The 18846-nt window shown below is 40.3% G+C and carries 14 protein-coding genes; 2 read left to right on the top strand and 12 right to left on the bottom strand.

The annotated features are described in order from the left end of the window. Nucleotides 1–5: 5 nt before the first annotated feature. From Q0093_RS08365 to Q0093_RS08390, 6 genes are all read right to left on the bottom strand, one after another. Complete coding sequence (locus tag Q0093_RS08365; protein ID WP_297929635.1) at nt 6–1781, bottom strand: O-antigen ligase family protein; 1776 nt, start codon at nt 1779–1781, stop codon at nt 6–8. Between the two features lie 164 nt (nt 1782–1945). Then, nucleotides 1946–2446 carry a hypothetical protein gene (locus Q0093_RS08370; RefSeq protein WP_297929637.1) on the bottom strand — a complete coding sequence of 167 codons (501 nt, stop codon included), beginning with the start codon at nt 2444–2446 and terminating at the stop codon, nt 1946–1948. A gap of 11 nt (nt 2447–2457) precedes the next feature. Further along, nucleotides 2458–2958, bottom strand: coding sequence for a hypothetical protein (locus tag Q0093_RS08375; RefSeq protein WP_297929638.1), 501 nt, complete (start codon nt 2956–2958; stop codon nt 2458–2460). An 11-nt stretch (nt 2959–2969) separates the two neighbouring features. Beyond that, on the bottom strand, nt 2970–3470 hold the full coding sequence (locus Q0093_RS08380; protein WP_297929640.1) for a hypothetical protein: 501 nt from the start codon (nt 3468–3470) through the stop codon (nt 2970–2972). Between the two features lie 11 nt (nt 3471–3481). Further along, nucleotides 3482–3982 carry a hypothetical protein gene (locus Q0093_RS08385; protein WP_297929642.1) on the bottom strand — a complete coding sequence of 167 codons (501 nt, stop codon included), beginning with the start codon at nt 3980–3982 and terminating at the stop codon, nt 3482–3484. 30 nt (nt 3983–4012) lie between these two features. Further along, nucleotides 4013–5728, bottom strand: coding sequence for a hypothetical protein (locus tag Q0093_RS08390; RefSeq protein ID WP_297929644.1), 1716 nt, complete (start codon nt 5726–5728; stop codon nt 4013–4015). Between the two features lie 289 nt (nt 5729–6017). On the opposite strand from Q0093_RS08390, the gene Q0093_RS08395 reads away from it, so the two are divergent. Together Q0093_RS08395 and Q0093_RS08400 are read left to right on the top strand one after the other, a co-directional pair. Then, on the top strand, nt 6018–7850 hold the full coding sequence (locus Q0093_RS08395) for a hypothetical protein (RefSeq protein WP_297929646.1): 1833 nt from the start codon (nt 6018–6020) through the stop codon (nt 7848–7850). 88 nt (nt 7851–7938) lie between these two features. Continuing rightward, the gene (locus Q0093_RS08400) at nt 7939–8526 is read left to right on the top strand and encodes a hypothetical protein (RefSeq protein ID WP_297929647.1); all 588 of its coding nucleotides are present in this window, start codon (nt 7939–7941) and stop codon (nt 8524–8526) included. A gap of 250 nt (nt 8527–8776) precedes the next feature. On the opposite strand, the gene Q0093_RS08405 is transcribed toward Q0093_RS08400, so the two are convergent. The 6 genes from Q0093_RS08405 to Q0093_RS08430 all read right to left on the bottom strand — a co-directional run bounded on the left by Q0093_RS08405 (nt 8777) and on the right by Q0093_RS08430 (nt 18834). Beyond that, nucleotides 8777–9754, bottom strand: coding sequence for a family 43 glycosylhydrolase (locus tag Q0093_RS08405; protein WP_297929649.1), 978 nt, complete (start codon nt 9752–9754; stop codon nt 8777–8779). A 195-nt stretch (nt 9755–9949) separates the two neighbouring features. Next, on the bottom strand, nt 9950–11251 hold the full coding sequence (locus tag Q0093_RS08410) for a glycoside hydrolase family 71/99-like protein (RefSeq protein WP_297929650.1): 1302 nt from the start codon (nt 11249–11251) through the stop codon (nt 9950–9952). 107 nt (nt 11252–11358) lie between these two features. After that, nucleotides 11359–12837 carry a glycoside hydrolase family 71/99-like protein gene (locus Q0093_RS08415; RefSeq protein ID WP_297929652.1) on the bottom strand — a complete coding sequence of 493 codons (1479 nt, stop codon included), beginning with the start codon at nt 12835–12837 and terminating at the stop codon, nt 11359–11361. 78 nt (nt 12838–12915) lie between these two features. Beyond that, entirely contained in the window at nt 12916–13641 is a 726-nt protein-coding gene (locus Q0093_RS08420) for a DUF3823 domain-containing protein (RefSeq protein ID WP_009318205.1), read from the bottom strand. Nucleotides 13642–13668: 27 nt separating this feature from the next. Further along, entirely contained in the window at nt 13669–15651 is a 1983-nt protein-coding gene (locus tag Q0093_RS08425; protein ID WP_297929654.1) for a RagB/SusD family nutrient uptake outer membrane protein, read from the bottom strand. A 15-nt stretch (nt 15652–15666) separates the two neighbouring features. After that, on the bottom strand, nt 15667–18834 hold the full coding sequence (locus tag Q0093_RS08430) for a TonB-dependent receptor (RefSeq protein ID WP_297929656.1): 3168 nt from the start codon (nt 18832–18834) through the stop codon (nt 15667–15669). Between the last annotated feature and the right edge of the window lie 12 nt (nt 18835–18846).

The following is an 18846-nucleotide window of genomic DNA, read 5'->3' on the forward strand; positions in this document are numbered from 1 at the left end:
AGTATTTATGGGGCAGAAACTTGTTTTTTCCCTTGTTCGGTTTCTAAAAATCTCCGTATTTCGCTTTTGGCACGGAGTGTATAAGTGCTTTCTGCCTTTAAAGGTTGTTTCAATATCCGTTCGGCAATGGCGATTGCGGTCGTCGTGTCCCCTTTTTGTAACGAGTTTTGCCATAACAAATAGTTGGGAGTTATTTTCCCGGGAACCATAAAAGACGCTGTTTTCAAATATTCTTCTGCAGAGTCGTATTGTTCAGAGAGCATATATGTTTTTCCTATATTGCAATAATTGCTGCATCCCGCCGGCAGTCTCGGCAATTTTTTTATATCCGGATGTTTTTCTATCCACATGCTGTAGATATTGTTGAATAATTCGCTATATTTTAGCTGTTCATAATGTCGGTCTGAAAATAAAATCGCTTCCGAGCAGTTTCCCGTGAAAAATTTTTCGAGAGTTTTTGCTCCGTTATAATAAAATCTGATTTCCCGAATCGAACCGGAACAGACCAGAACCGATAGAATTAGCAGGCTTCCCGTTGTCAAGGCGGATATCGGTATTTTAAATACCTTCCGGTTCTCGATGCATCCCGAAAATATTCCGAAAAGGACGAATAGAGGGAAGACCGAATTCGGATAGGAAAACAACGAAAAACATAAATAAGCGATTAATCCGGCTTTTAAAACCCGTTTTGTCCCGTTTTTCGATCGAGATAAAAATAGAGAGATCAAGAAAGCGCCGATTGCCGATAATCCCGGGATACCGAGTTCTACCAATATATGTAGAAACTCATTGAAAGGGTAGAGCGTATCATCGGCAGTTTGAGAAAAGCGCGAGTCGGGATGCGTTTCGAAATAGTGTGCTTGGTGCAGCATATAATCCTGTCCGAATGATGCGGTTCCGTATCCTGAAAACGGCTTATGAGAGATCATTTCCGAACACACTCTCCAGATCAGTAGCCTGCCGTTTGCCGAGTTTTCCCGATAATTGAATATAAGGATGGATGATAATATCAATATTCCTCCGATTATCGGGATAATATGCGGATGCTTTTTCAGAAAAATCCGTATTGTTTGAAAGAAATAAAATGTGCAACCTGCTATTGTCGCTACAAATGCCGCGCGCGAATCGGCAAAATAAAAGGCCGTTAACATTGTTCCGGCGGCAATAATATATGTGCTATGTATTATTTTGTTTTGCTTTCGGGTTTCATATATCCGGCACAGGCATATAACGATGCAAATAGCCAGAAATCCTCCTAATGGTCCGGGATTACCGAACGATCCTGTAATCTCGAACCATTCGTTGTTACTTTTCATATAGCCGGTTTTCTGGAATAAGACTATTGCCGATTGCATCGTCCCGCTGAGAATGAGTGTCTCCGGTATTATGTCTGCACATCGTATGTTTCGCATCAGAAGATAAACCGCTAATATGGCACACCATTCTTCTACCGGAATAAAAATCAATCGGCCGTTTTTAATGGAATTAAAAACAAGAATAAAGGAGAATAGTACGATTAATATATCGGCATAAGATATGTTTATAAATTTTTGTTCGGAAAAACCGGTTGACTTTGAAATTACTGTTCCGGCATAAAGTATGCTGCAAAATAACAGAGTACAAACTATAAGCAGTTCTTTTCCCAATAAAAGACTGTGACAGATATTCCAGAGTATGGGTAAAGAGATGATATATATGCAGAAAATCAGGCCGCTTAATTTATCTGCATATTTCTTCGGTTCTGTAATTTCATCTACTCTTGTTCGATCTGTTTCTGTCATTGGGAAAGGTAAGTATTTACAGTTATTTTGGTTGTCTCAGTCGATATTATTGTCCCGTTGTTTTGGGGGCATCTTTTCGAATATGTTTTTTTGTGCATACCCGGCTGTCGTGATCAGTAGCAGGGCAAATAAAGTGATTAGTATCCGTTTCATAATCCTGTCGGTTATTTATATACTTTGAACTTTCGTGGAACAATTTTACTTGAATCTACGGGAAGTGGAGTTCCTTCTTTTGATTGAGGTATCCAGAAAGGCATTATGGTATGTTCGTTATCTTTTTCAAGGCTTTCAATGTCTAACCCCCACTCATTCATAAAATACATGCTGCAAACTTTTCCATTGTCCGCCCAAATAAGTACTTGTACGATATAATTTTTGGCATATTTTTCTTTTAGAGGGTCATAGAAAAAGGTTACTTGATAAAATGGCCTTCCTCTGTCTTCTTTTATCCGATAATCTTTGGGTGCGGCTCCTCTGAAAATGACTTCGGGTTTTTTATAATCCCTGTAATATCCGGGTGCATATTTCAGTACTGCATTTTTAGCCGTTTCTATAAGGATGCTGTCCCGTTGATTTGAGGGCATCTTTTCGAATATGTTTTTTTGCGCATACCCGGCTGTCATGATCAGTAGCAATGCCGATAAAGTGATTAGTATTCGTTTCATAATCCTGCCGGTTATTTATATACTTTGAACTTTCGTGGTACATTCTTACTTGAGTCTACAGGGAGAGGTGTACCTTCTTTTGATTGAGGTATCCAGAAAGGCATTATGGTATGTTCGTTGTCTTTTTCAAGGCCTTCAATGTCTAACCCCCACTCATTCATAAAATACATATCAGAAACTTTTCCATTGTCTGCCCAAATGAAAACTCTTACGATGTAGTTTTTAGCGTATTTTTCTTTTAGAGGGTCATAGAAAAAGGTTATCTGATAGTATAATCTACCCCAGTCTTCCTTTTTATGGTGTTTCTTAGAGAGAGCTCCTCTAAAAATGACTTCGGGTTTTTTATAATCCCTGTAATATCCGGGAGCATATTTCAGTACTGCATTTTTAGCCGTTTCTATAAGAATGCTGTCCCGTTGTTTTGGGGGCATCTTTTCGAACATGTTTTTTTGCGCATACCCGGCTGTCGTGATCAGTAGCAGAGCAGATAAAGTGATTAGTATCCGTTTCATAATCCTGTCGGTTATTTATATACTTTGAACTTTCGTGGAACAATTTTACTTGAATCTACGGGAAGTGGAGTTCCTTCTTTTGATTGAGGTATCCAGAAAGGCATTATGGTATGTTCGTTATCTTTTTCAAGGCCTTCAATGTCTAACCCCCACTCATTCATAAAATACATATCAGAAACTTTTCCATTGTCTGCCCAAATGAAAACTCTTACGATGTAGTTTTTAGCGTATTTTTCTTTTAGAGGGTCATAGAAAAAGGTTATCTGATAGTATAATCTACCCCAGTCTTCCTTTTTATGGTGTTTCTTAGAGAGAGCTCCTCTAAAAATGACTTCGGGTTTTTTATAATCCCTGTAATATCCGGGAGCATATTTCAGTACTGCATTTTTAGCCGTTTCTATAAGAATACTGTCCCGTTGTTTTGGGGGCATCTTTTCGAATATGTTTTTTTGCGCATACCCGGCTGTCATGATCAGTAGCAATGCCGATAAAGTGATTAGTATTCGTTTCATAATCCTGCCGGTTATTTATATACTTTGAACTTTCGTGGTACATTCTTACTTGAGTCTACAGGGAGAGGTGTGCCTTTTCCTACTCGAGGAACAGAAAAAGGTACAATATTCGAAGAATTATTTTTTTCTGCCATTTCAACATTAAAAGCCCAATTGGTCATAAATGCTAAACTATATACTTTCCCATTATCCGCCCAGATATATGCTTTTACTATATAGTCTGTGGGAAATTTTTCTTTTAAAGGGTCATAAAAAAAAGTTACCTGATAAAATAACCTTCCCCGGTCTTTCTTTATCCGGTAGTCTTTAGGTACAGCTCCATAAAGAATGACTTCGGGTTTTTTATAATCCCTGTAATATCCGGGAGCATATTTCAGCACTGCATTTTTAGCCGTTTCTATAAGAATACTGTCCCGTTGATTTTGAGGCATTTTTTCAAATATGTTCTTTTGTGCATATGCAGTCGTAATAATAGATAATAAAATTTGCGCTGTGATTAAGAATCGTTTCATATTGTGTTTAAATTTATATAGTGTAAATTATTAGTTTGGTCTTCTTTCAGATCCATAAAAGTATATCTTTGCTGGTTCGTTTTTTTTGTGGCCATTATAAATATAATACTCTCCTGTTGTGTTTTTTTTCCCGATATAATCATAAATAATACCGGGAACTTTGTATGGAAGCGGATTTGCTAAATCGAGAGCAGATGGACCTGTTCTTCGGGATGCTTCTTGGGGCGCAAATTCTATAGGTGGATGTGTATGAAAGCACGCGACCCCGAATATACCCCCTAATGAAAAGGTCGTATCGTTAGGCGATTTTCCGGAGAAGTCATCTTTCAGTTCAATTCCTACGTTTATTTCGGTATAGTCAGGAGTTTTCATTTCTCCCGGAGTATCCTTGTAGATATAATCTTCTTTTCCTCCATCCCTCGTATCGAGATAAACGGCACAGCCGTATTCCCGACACGAGGTTTCGGAATAGTCGTTTAAAGTTTTTTGCCATAATTCGTCAAAATGGGATTGTGCTGTTTGCAATATCTCGTCCCTCGACGGAAAGATATGCTCTACCTGTATAGTGTTACTATAGAAGATTTCATAATCGATATAGGCGTGCGCCCGTAACTCAAAGCGACCGGGGAAACGAGCTTTTACCGTTGCGCCATTAAGGCCCTCCCATTTTCCCTCACCGGGTCTTGACATTTCGTAATAAAATATTCCGGGATTTTTGTTTGCAGGAGAGACACTTACCGATAGCGTATATTCGTCGAGAAGAGTATAAGTTTTACTTCCCGACACATCCAGACGGATAATTACCGGGTCGGTATCTTCATCCGGATCGGTAGGATTTTCTCCGCTGCCACCCCCACCACCGCCCCCACCGCTACCGGGGTTGGGATCAGGTTCAGGAACTTCCGGGATTTCCGGATCCGTTCCGGGTTCTGGCTCAGGTTCAGGATCAGGTCTGTGTCCCGGGACTTCAATATCCGGCAAATTGTAGCCGTTCCATATAATTGTACCGTGGCCTCCTCCGATATACTCCCCTCCCCGTGTTGCCGTAGCTTTAGGCATCCGATAGACCACCCCGTCTTCGACGAACGAACGCATTATCCGGTGGTTCTCCTCAAACGTATTCTCGTTATTGTAGACCGAAGCCGCTTTCACGGCCTTTCCGTCCCTCAAGACGTTTATTCTCACCGTGCTGTTATCTTTAAGATACGAGTATAGAACGATACCGCAGAAGTCGTTTTCGCAATTCGCAAAACGCAGGGGGATATCGTTTTTGTGCTTATTGTAATATTGCTTTGTCGGAATCAGGTTAATAATAAAGCATCCGGTCAACCGGCTGCGTTTATCATAAACGACCAGCAGTTTCTGAAAAATGTCGGTAGCATACCTTTCTGTATCGCCTTTTTTAGATAGCTTTCCGGAATTGAAAGTTCCCCGATATAAGAATTGCGCGCTGATGGGCACATCGACACTTTCGATAAGAGAATCCGCCGATTCGCTCGCTTTATCCCAAATAGGGGTGAAGTCACCCGGGAACAGTCCGGATTTCTCGACGAGCGATTTTTTCAAGACAAGAGAATCGGAAGAAACGAATTGCTCGAATATCTGGCGAGCTTTCCGGATGGTAAGGGTGGTATTGGGAACTCCCTCAGTCTCTTCTTGCGGGAAAAAGAGGTCGTCTTTGCAGGCGAGAAATATGATCGGAATCATTATCCCTACGAGTAAGAAGACGATGCATCTGTTTTTCATGGCAACGGAAGATATAAGGTTATAAATAATATTGTGTTTCGATAATAAAATTTAGTTATCGTATGATCTGAATCATTTGCAAAATGAAGCCGATTCGGTATCGATTCATCAATAAAAATAGGTATTATTTATTAAATATCAAAGTTTATGACCCGAAAATATTTGATATTATAAATTTATTGTGAATAAATTTTTGGCGAAGTATTATTTTTATTATATTTGTATTATATAATATTATAATATTAAGGTGGAGTATCGGCAATCGGCACATAGTGTTATAGATAGGTTCATGAAAATAGTTTGTCTTTTTTCAGGGCTTGCCGTTATCGTATGCACCGGCTGTAATCGGGAAAAGGAACGAAATCTCGAGATATTGGAAAAGGCCGTTTACGAACATTACGGCCATAAGGCTGAAGATAGTCTGAAACTTGTTGCGGCAAAATTCTTGATCGAGAATATGTCGGGACATTTTTCGGTTCGGGATGAGGATTATTTTGGGCAAGTCGCATCGATTGCACAGACAAAGGGCATTTCTTATCCGGACAAAAAGGCTTTGGAGATGTTTGCCTCTTATTACAGCGAGGGAGCGGAGCGGCTTTCGGATGCGGATGCCGTTTCTCCCGCTTTCCTGATCCGGCATATCGACCGGGCTTTTGAACAGCAGGCAAAGTTCCCTTGGTTACGGGATATCGATGACGAAACTTTTTTTGAGTATTTATTGCCGTATCGGTTTTTGAACGAACCGTTGGATTATTGGAGGGATTCTCTGACGATAGCTCCGCAGGCTTTTTCGGACATGATATCGTGCGATAATTTGAAATATGACCCGGCTGCAGTCGCTTCGCATGTATATACCGATCGGGAATCGGGCGATATGGGAGGATATGCGTATGTGCGACATTTACCGGGGGTGACTACGGATAAGGGTTGTTACTTTTTTGCCGCTGCCAATTTGCTGCGTTATCGGGTATCGGGGATACCATCGGCGATCGACTTCATTCCTGCGTATGCCAACCGGAACGGAGGACATTGCTGGGTATCGGTAATTTCGCCTGACGGGAGATTCGGAAAGTCGGAGATAGACCCGGGCAGGCGTGCTCCTAAGATTTATCGGTATATGTATTCGAGAACGAACCGTTATGCCGATTACCGTACGAGAGAATATCTTCCCGAGATGTTCGGCAATCCTTTTATTAAGGACGTGACAGATTGTTATCTGAATACGCGGGATGTGACGGTTACCGTTTCGAGAATGTCGGGAGACAAACTTCCGAATCTCTGTTTCCTTGCGGTTTTTAATGCGGGGCAATGGATACCGGTTGCTGTGGCGGAGAGAAAGATGAAACGAGCGACTTTCGATCGTATGGCGGTCGGGAATGTCTATCTTCCGGTATATTATTGGCGACGAGAACTGAAGGCTTTCAACTATCCGTTTATAGTGAACGAAAAAGATGGTATGGTTTATCTGATTCCCGATCATTCCCGTACCCGGAAAATCAGGATCTCCCGAAAATATCCCTACAACGAAAAGTTGAACGGTTATTGTAAATCGCTCGAAGGGATGGAAATCTGGGGATCGGATGAGCGATCTTTCGATCGAGCCCGGCGATTATGCGTGTTGAAGAAGGGCAGCGGGGATGCGATATTCGATAATAGCGTGAGTTTGTCCGGTAAGTTCCGTTATCTGAAATTGTTGAGCCGCAAACCTGTTGCCGATTTGTCCGAGATTGTTGTATATGATGAAAAAGGACATGCGGTCGGTTGCGTGCCGACAGACTCTTGTTTTAAAAAAAGTACCGATCGTGACCCGTTGACGTATGTCCGCTATGTAAGAGATAATAAGAAAGAAATGGTAATCGATCTGAAAAGTCTTGTCGGGATAACCCGGATCGTATGTGTGCCTCGAAATGACGGAAATTCGGTTTTCCCGGGCTCTGTCTATGAACTGTTTTATTATGGTATGGACGGATGGGAATCGTTGGGGATAAAACGGGCTGAGGATTATAATGTGGAATATGAAGATGTGCCTGCCGGGGCGTTGTATTGGCTGAAGTGTCTTACCGGAGGTGTTGAAGAGAGAATATTTACGTTTACCGATAAAGACGGAATACGTTTTTTTTGAGGACAGAATTAGATAGGCTCTTAGACGGATTCTTAAACGAGTTATGAAATAAAAAATATGTTTTGTGTAACATTAAATCGGATTTGCCATGAAAAAGTTTATGATTGTTGCCTGCTCGGTGTTGATTGCTTGTTTCGTTTGGGGTATTGATTTGACGAATGATTCGGGAAAACAGGTCGGGATCGATACCGGTACAGAAGAGGTTGAAGATGCTTCCGAACCGGAGAGTATCGGAATAAATAAAAATTCCGAGTCAGCGGTGCGGTATAATCCGGGACGGCAAAACCGTTCGGTCAGGAATTATCCGGAGGGGCGCAGATATACTACAAACCATGTTTGGGTGCAACCCGAAGGCGATTATTGTTGGGTCGGGATAACCGATTATCTCCAAGAACGTTTGGGAGATATCGTATATGTCTCTGTCGATGGAATCGATGAATATTTTGATAAGAACACTGTATTTGCCACTATAGAATCGATTAGCGAGGTTTGTGATTTGTATATGCCTCTTTCGGGCACGGTCTTAGGTGTGAATAATATTTTGAATGATTCTCCGGGTATGTTGAATTCCAATGCTCATGAATATCCGATTATTATGCTGAAACCGGATGATAGTCTGGAATTCGAAGAATTGTTGACCGCCAGCGAATATTCTGATTTTATTGATAGTTGGTAAATCGTTTAGAGTTCTTTCTTCAACAGTTCTCGGATTTTCCTACATTTATATATGTGTGAATCTTCATTTGTCCGGCAAGTTCCATAACATGTTCATCTCTATCAATTTTATAAATCATATTATAAGCCAATGGAATAATTATATTAAAATAACATGAGTTTGATATAAAAAGCCAACTAATTCATAATAATTTGATTATGAATTAGTTGGCTAATTTTATTATTTACTGAATCTACCTAATCATTCAGGATTATTTTCTTTGCTTTACCATCTGGATAGTCCCATCTTCATTATAATACAATCGGTCTACACAAATGGATCTCAACCAATCATGATTAGACAATGCACTATTATGATAGAAAGCAAACCATTCGCCTTTATATTCTACAATAGAGCCATGATTTGTGTAACTGTCGGTAGGTTCCATATAGATACCTTGATGTTTCCATGGTCCCAACGGGCTATCACTGATAGCATAACGCATCCGGTTATCACCTTTGACTCCATCATTCATATTTTCATCGTGATTATCCGAGTATGACAGATAATACTTTCCGTTATATTTATGTACCCATGGTGCTTCATGAAAATCTACCAATCCTTCCATTCGGAGCATTTCACCATCCAGTTCCATCATATTATCTTTAAGCTTTCCGCCTTTACATATACCACCTCCTCCATGATATATATAGGCCTGTCCATCATCGTCAATAAATACGCACGGATCGATCAATGAATCCATACCTTTTATATATCCTTGAACTTTAAAATCTCGGTCAGGATACCGACTGGTTGCCACTCCGATTTTCCAGGAATCATTCCAAGCCGTTTCACTCGGATGCGGGAAATAAAAATAATAAGTTCCATTTTTATAAGCACAATCGGGAGCCCACATGAAACCTCCTTCTTTACGCCCCCAAACAACCTGAGATGAATTCAAGATCTCTCCATGATCTGTCCAATGTACCATATCATCGGTAGAAAAGACATGATAACGGTCCATCAAATCACATCCCCGTGGAGGATCGATATCGTGGGATGCATAGATATAAAGTCTTCCATCCTCCCATACATGCGCCGAAGGGTCTGCTGTATACATATGTGTAATAAAAGGGTTGGATGCCAAGCTGTCTATACCACTTTTTTCTGTAACCTTATTCTTGACCGACTGGCACGACATCATGCAACCAATAAAACATAAAGCTCCAATAGAGTGTAAAACTTTCATAAGCAGTTAGTATTAATCATGAAACAAATGTCAATAAATTGACGGAGAAACTACATCCTTTTACGCCCCCATTCCTTATTTGGCATATCATATCTTTACGGGATATTCCGCATCCTGTAAATACCAAACACATTATGAGATATAGAATATTATTCTTCATTATTTCTTCATATTACAAAAGTCGGACAATCGGTTTTAATGCGGACGCTTGGGCAATGTAAATGTCAAGGGTTTTTTCCCCTTGAGAATTAACGAAGCCTCTCCTGTCAACCATAAATAGTGATCAGAAGGCATATTGTCCATTCCCACAAATTGAATATTCTTGCCTACCGGTGGATTATCAGTACATTTGAAGATAGCCGTGCCCTCATTCACTTCATCGAACATAGCTATATACAGCATTCTGGCGCCACAGTTTATGGCCGTAGAAATCTGCTGCCAATAAAAACGACCACCTTGACGGGGTATTGAACCGGAGGGTTTAACATCATCCGGAAATGCATATCGACTTAAATTATACCAACTGAATCCGGGTGTAACACAAGGAACATATTCTATACCGTTCTCCTTACACCATGACATATCACGCAGTATCACATCGCGATAACGGTCCATGTCATTATGCAACAAAGGAGTAAATCTTTGTACCATCCAAGGCATAATTAAATCTGCTTCGCGGATAATTTCATGTAAATAAGGATCATGCACACAGTCGGCACCAAGTTCACGCCAATAGGTAGGTACTCCCAACATAATGCTGCATCCTCCATACTCGGGATCATTACATAAAAAATCTATAAAACGTTTCAGACCGATGTTCCGAATATCGTAAGGCCTGTCAGGAAAACCTACTCCCCAAATTGTAACCAATGGCTTCCCGTTATGGAAAATATAAGTATGAGCTCCGTCCTGATTTGTAACTTTTAAAGAATCGACTAAGAATTTCCAGTCTTCAATCAAAGATGAACAATCCTCGCCATGAGCTTTCAGCCCTGACAAATCATACATGATGCCGATTGCACGGTTATACTTGGAAGCTGCTTTAAAGGCATGACTGATAACAGCATTCCCTTTTGTGTTATCTTTACGGGCAGCGTTAAAGAAACGCTGCATAAAGACACCGTCTACCCCATACTCTTTCATCCAACGGAAATGGAGGTCTACAGTACTCTCGTCGGAAGAACAAAAGAATCGTGCTGTAGAACCGTCGGCATGTTTCAGACCTGTTGGATAAGTTTTGGGATATTCGCTTACATCAGGCCACATGTCAATTCGCACATTCTTCTCATCGGGATACATCATTCCTTTTTCCGGTTTATGAAACCATCCTTGATAACCGGCCATAGCGAGTCCGTGGTAAGACGGATAATTTGTATCTGCTGCATGCTTGGGAGATGCAGACAAACTTAATACAAAACTATTAAATAAAAGGAATACGCTTATCCGGATTCTACATGTCTTGAGACTACAATATTTTTTAGTAACAGAATATATCATCAATCAACTATATTACAGATTTAGAACAACATTGACTATTTATTTTTTAACTTGATTTGTTCTACTGCCTGATCACAAAGACCAAGCAGTAGGACAAGTACACGGATTTATCTTGCCGGCCAGGATGACTTCAAAGGAACTTCTCCTCTAAGCATCCTGCGACCTTGCCCGGTGAGCCATAAATAATGGTCTGTCGGAAGCCCGTCTTCCACTCCTTGAAATTTAACCTTTAGATCCTTAGCCAACTGACACCATTCATTAGCCCCGGTCACTTCTACCTTAGATTGAGTCATGCGATAACTATTATTTTGATATACAACATAATAATCGTCTTCAGCTTCATTGCTTGGCACATCGCTTTCATTCAAGCATTTGAAAATAGCTGTACCTTCGTCTATTTCATCGAACATGGCAATATACAACATTTGCGCACCGGACTTGATACAGAAATACATCTGATCCCACAAGAATTGGCCTCCGTAACGCGGATTAATCGAATTATTCGGGTGCATATTACGGTCTGAAGAGCCTGGGAAACATAAAGGAGCATAGGCTACATTATTTTCTTTACACCATGCAATATCTTGCTGAATCAAATTATGGAAGTTAGAATATTCACTTTTCCCATACCTTCCGACAAACCAAGGCATAATCACATCAGCCATTTTGATAAGGTCATGTAGTTTGGCATCTGGTATTGCATCATTTCTTCTTTCTCTCCAATAAGTCGGAACTCCCAACATGATACTGAAACCTTTTTCTTTCAGCCCATTCATCAGTTGCTCTACATCATTCATGTTATAAGGACGATTATCGTTAAATCCGACGCCCCATAATACGATCAGCGGTTTCTCGTTTTCATACAAATAGTATTTCTGCACATTCCTGTCTTTCAATCGATATGTATCCAATATTTCCTGTGCATCGGCCAAAACAGCATCTGCATTACGAGTATTATCAGACATAAATCCTCCCAAATCATACATGACACAAATAGCACGCTGATACTGATTTGACGCTTTCATTGCAGAAGCCAGTACTTTATTGAAATGTGCTTTTCCGTCAGGATTATTTATAACTTCACCTACGAATCGCTGCATAAAGACACCATCTAATCCGTAATCTTTCATCCATTTAAAATGTAACATAACGGTAGATTCATCATAAGAGCTGAATACTGTCGCTTTTTCACCATTAGGAAGAATAAATTTGCCGGGAGTATATTGAGTCTCATACTCACTCATATCTGGCCAGAAATCAATTGAATTTCTCAAGACTCCGGGTTCAAAGCGGTCGTTTTCACGATAATGATACCATGCGGTATTGGAATGGTCACTGTGCGGACACCCGTCACCGGGAGCGCCGAACCAACCTTGATAGCCGGCCATAACCAACCCGCGATAAGTATTGAAAGGTTCTCCATCTACGTGGGGAGTAAATCCTAAATCATTATAGATTTCAGGATCTGCCGGTTTTTCCGGTTCTTGAATGGCAGGTGGAATATAGTCATCATCTTTATTACTACAAGAAATACAACACAAGCCTATTACAGCCCAAAGTATGTATAAATTATATTTCAATTTCATAAGCAACTATTCATTTTTTACGTTCGGGAAAAGATTTCTCCTTTCCCGAATCGAACTTTATTAACTTTAATATGTCTATTACTGAGGTACTTCGACCTTTACTATTTCGGTATAGTTATGTTTTTCAAACGAATCCTTTACTTTTGCTCCCATACGAACAAAGTAAATATATCCGCGTTTTACAGGAACGGTAACCTCAAAAGGAATAGTTCTGCCGTCTCCCTCTTTTTCGATCTTGTCCCATGATTTCATCACATTGACTCTAAAATCATTGGTATTATAATAGTTAATGCAGTTGGATGCTCCGCAAAACTGATTTAAGCTCAAATATGGACGGACTTCCATTATTTGTGGCAATCCCTCGGTTATAGGTGCATCCAGACGGCAGGACATCGTAAGATTTTCGCCTTCCAGATTCACTTGAAAATCTATTAACTTCAGATAGGGAGTTACCTCAAAATTCTGAGTTACCGTTTTCTTTCCAATCCCGACACGGATAGTATCGCAAGGCCACCAGGCTCCTTCCGGAACGACATCGTATGTTCCGGAAAATAATTTTGAATTATTATATGTACCATCCTGTTTCACAGGGATATCCTGATTTGCAGGATTCAGGCTGAAACTTTTCTCCCAGATACGGACTCTGCATTCGCCCTGGTCTGCCAAAATATTCTCGCCTGTAGTGCTATCTATAATACGACCGGTTACATGAGCTTCAGGAGCATCGAAGTTGTCTACTTTCATGCATGAAGAACTTGCTAACACGGATGCAACAAACAGAATACTATATATTGTCTTTTTCATATTGTGATCGTTTATATAGGTTTGAAATTAATAACCATCATTGCGGATCAAGTTTGGATTCTTTCCGATTTCACCACTTGGAATCTGTTCATAGTACCAACGTTTTTCAAACGTCACTTTACGACCTTCGCGTTCCACTTCATTCAAGAAGATCCACTTATTTTCATCCATCACATAATATGGCAACAATGTATGGGTGTACATACCATTCTGGAACATGATATCCGCAACTCTCCAACGACGTAAGTCGAAAATACGATGGTTCTCATAACATAATTCACGAGCACGTTCATCACGGATATACTGAAGGTTCTCATCAATAGGGAAACCATAAATTTCAGAACCTATATCTTGCGGACTTTCTACCATATCATGGCGATGGGCACCTGCTCTATCACGAATTTCGTTGATATGATCGAATGCTTCTCGTTTTAGATTATTATCATTTTTGATAAGTCCAAGTTCATAAGCGGCTTCTGCCCAATTCAACAGAATCTCTCCGTAACGGAATACTTTCCATGACTGAAAACTTCCATGTAAAACTCTACTCGATGCATCAGCATTATAGTTGACATATTTGCGTATAAACGCACCTGTACGAGTATATCCTTCATCACCGGTGCCTTCGGCCAATCCATGCTTCCCGCTTACTTGAACAGATTGCCCGTTAATGACTTGAGTTTCACCGGGACTTGCTGCTCTTACTCTGTAAGTATTAGTATAATCATTAATACTTCCGGGAATTTCAGACTCTCCATCGTTTGCCAAACCCGGGTATTCCTTATATACACCACCCCGTATGTCAAGGCTAACCCCGGAAACAGACTCGGTCATACCGGGGAAAAAGAAATTGGCTCGGCAACGAGCTTCCATCTCGTCTGTATTCCACAATTCATTGACACTATTGAAGCGAATCGGTTTACCTTCTGCATCTTTTATTGCCGGCATTTCATATAAACCTATCATTTCCCAAACCGGTTGTAAAGCACATCCGACATCGCTGGCCAGACCTTCACCTCTCGGTAAAATCATAGTATCCCAAGAATGAAACAAACTCGTGTTTGCCGGAGTAGTCGTCTTGGGGCCATACTGTTTAACAAAGATATCTTCTTCATTGTCTATCAAGAAAGTTTCAAGATAAGCTTTTTCCTTATCAGACCCGGTATGCAATGTAAAACCGGCTTTTTTCAAGAACACACAAGCATCATAGGCATATTGGAAAAACTCTGCCGCTTTGTCCGACGGGATTCCCATCAGGCCTGCAGTAACTGCAGGACCTGTCGTCCCGACATAACCTCCATATTTGGCAATTGTTCCGGCATATAACATTGCTCTTGACATTAATGCAGCTGCAGCATACCGATTTGCTCTACCGATTTCTGCTTTAGATGCAGATGCATTATTCATTGCATATAACAAATCATTGTAGATAAACTTCCAGCAATCGTATTCAGTATCTCTCGGCTGTTGGAGTTCGGCAGTCGGAGCACTTGGGTCCAATACTTTATCTACAATAGGGACTCCTCCATATCTTTTTACGATACCGAAATAGTAGAAAGCGCGTAAGAAACGTGCTTCTCCCATATACGCATTGTAATCTTCTTCTGTATGATAACTACGATATTCAGGAAGTTTCTCAATGAAATTATTAATATCGCGGATTCTGTCATAAGGCCAATATCCCCAACCGTCACCGTATGAAGGATCGCGACCGGCAGCTTCTGCTCCAGCGGCGGCCGGGCTACCTTTTTGGGCTTGCCATTTATTACCGGTATGCCAACCTCCTTGATTGACCGTCGCAAAGCCTTTTTCATCACCATTTTGTTTATAGTTGAAGTCTTCAATAGGCAAATCTTGGTATATAAGGGCCATATATTTCTTTATGCCGTTATCAGACTGAAACAAAACATTTTCGTATAACAATCCTTTTGGTTCCAGTTCCAAATCATTACAAGAAGTAATCGAGACTCCCAAAGCGGCTAATATAAATAAATATTTAAAAGTTTTCATATGCTATTCCTTTGATTAGAATTTAATAGTCGCACCAATATTGAATGTACGATTTACAGGATAATTATAGTAAAGGATACCACTGCTACTACCGCTATTACTTCCCCCTTGATATCCGGGTCGTTCAGGGTCGATATTGTCCAATCCGCTAAAAGTTAACAAGTTATATGCATTTACATATATTCTCAGATTTTTTACTCCGATCTTATTCATCCATACTTTAGGGAAAGTATAGCCGAGCTCGAGTGTTTTCAGACGTATATAAGATGTATTGTGTATACCTGTCGAACCTGTGTTAAAGCTATGTCCGGTAGCCGGATACAATCCTTCTACCCATTGAGTATTAGGATTCCACGGATCATCATTGACATTTACTGTATGCCAACGGTCCTTATACATGTCAAGGACTGCACCACCGTTGAATGGTCCGACTTCTGTAAACACTTCATTATACGAATTATATACACCTGCAGCACCTTGCCAATTCATTGATAGGTCAATGCCTTTCCATGATGCTCCCATAGAAATACCATAGTTGAAAACCGGCAGATTAAATGTGGCTACAGGATGTCTGTCCGCATCATTTACGATACCGTCTTCATTCCAATCTTTATACCAATAGTCACCCGGCAATGTTCCTTGGTTATAATTCGCACCGGTCGTTCCATGATATCGAATTTCATCATAACTTGTAAAGCGTCCGCCTTCCTCGTATGTAAACCAAATATCCTTGTTACGTCCGGATACATCGGAACGATACCAATTCTCCATCGAGTTACCGGCTTGACTGTCCAAATGATAATCCCAACGGTTCTTAGTTGCTGAAATCTGGGTATTTACCCAATAATCGATATTAGCTACACGATTATGGTGTCCCAGACTGATTTCCCAACCGAAAGTTTCGTCACTATTGATATTTTCTTGAGGCATAGAGGCTCCCACAGTACCTGGAATAACGGCCGATGACGTAGCTAACAGGCCTTCGCGTTTACGTTTAAATAATTCCAATGTACCGGTGAGTTTCTGACTCCATAAGTCAAAATCCAATCCCAAGTTATATGTTTTAGCTGTGTACCATGTCAGTTTCGGATTAGGGATCGATGTTGCAGAAACACCTGCTATAAATTTTCCATTATAAAAATAACCGATCTGGTCTTTATTAATATTATAGGCAACTTGCGTCTGAGGATATGTATTTGCACCGGCATCATCTCCCATTTCACCATAAGATGCACGGAGCTTTAAGTTGGTCAAGAATGGTACTGCCTCTTTTATAAAATGTTCCTCGCTTATTCGCCAACCGGCAGATATCGCAGGGAAGAATCCCCAACGAGAATCTTTAGGGAAACTTGATGTCCCGTCGTAACGGAAAGAAAAATCAACCATGTATCGACCTTTATAGTCATAATTGAATTTACCGACCAAAGCCTTTCGGGTCTTATCGCCGGCACCGGACATCGAACCGACCTGTTCTTCATCTTCACCATAAATCAGATAATCTCCATCAAGCATCATCACACGCTGAGCATAAAAGTTATCCCAATTATCATATTGTTCCTCGAACAAAAGCATACCGCTTACATTATGATCGCCGAACTTATTCGCATAATTCAAAGAAAGTTGCAGTACGGTTCCATATCTTGGATCCGTATTTCTACGCAAATAACTGTCACTATTTCTGATAAATGATTGTAATTCGCCATCTCCCCCTCTATTATACAGTTTATAAGTACGACGATATTCTGTATTATTTGTTGTATAATAATCATAACTGTAAAATGCTTTTGCAGACAAACCTTTAACGCCGGGTATATCATAGTTCAAGGCTAATGATCCATTGAAATTATACCGCTTTTCTCTACGATAGCCGGTAAATTCGCTATTTGTTGCAGCCACCGGATTTTCACTGTCCAGCATTTCATCATCATACGCCGGCAGACTATGATCACCGTCAACCCATGCAGACGATGTAGGTCTGAATGTCCATGCTTTCTTATATACTGCCCAAATATCGGTAAACGGTTGATTCTTTTCATCCATATAACCACTCAAAGCAACGGTAGCTTTCAACCGGTTAGTGATCTTGGCATCTATATTTGAACGGAAATTCCATCTATCATAATTCAAAGAACCGCTTTTATATGAACCTTCCTGTTTCAAATAGCCCAAGTTGAAGAAGTACCTGATCCTGTCAGAACCACCATCCATACTGATATTGTATTGTTCCTGAGGTACATTATTGTCAAACAACTCATTTGTCCAATTTGTACTCTGTTTTTTTCCTGTACTATATTCCATCATCTGCTCCCAAGTATATTTAGGAGTTGTGCGGATAGGATAGTTCCCATCGAATGAATTATAGCCTTTCTCATTGATAAGGAGCATATGATCTACTGCACTTGCTGTTTCCGGGACATATAAGAATTGTTGCCATCCGTAATTCGCAGAAAATGTAATGTTAAACTTACCATCGGAGCTATCTCCATGTTTTGTAGTCACCAAAATAACACCGTTTGCAGCTCGGATACCATAAATAGCAGCTGATGCATCTTTCAAAACAGATACGCTTTCTATCTCATTGGCATCCATACGTGAAAAATATGCCTTATCTCTTGGGATTCCATCAACAACAATTAATGGTTCTCCCATACCACGAATATCAATAGTGTTATCAAACTCACCGGGTTGAGAACTATTTTGAGAAATTCTGACTCCCGGAATTTTACCGGTAAGCATATTGACAACATTCTCATTCTTGGTAACTGTAATTTCTTTATTGGTTACAGCAGATATGGCTCCTGTTAAAGTAGCTTTTTTTTGAACTCCATATCCTACCACTACCACTTCATCCAAAGTCTTGGTATCCTCTTTCAAAATGACCTTAATATTTCGTTTATCACCAACAGAAACTACGGCATCCAAATAACCGATAAACGATATGGTAAGTTTCTCATTATTTGAGACATTTATATCGAACTCTCCATTAAGGCCTGTTACAGTACCTCGAGTACTACCATCCACTCTCACGTTGGCTCCGATAACCGGTTCGCCGGAAGTATCCAAGACGACACCGTGTAGAGCTCTATTCTGAGCAAAAGAAGGAAGCGATGAACAGATAAAAAATAGTATCATCATGGTTTTCCATAAATATGGGCTTCCTATTATTAGTCTTTTATGTTTCATGTTTTAGATTCT

Source organism: uncultured Coprobacter sp. (assembly GCF_947855755.1).
Lineage (GTDB): Bacteria > Bacteroidota > Bacteroidia > Bacteroidales > Coprobacteraceae > Coprobacter.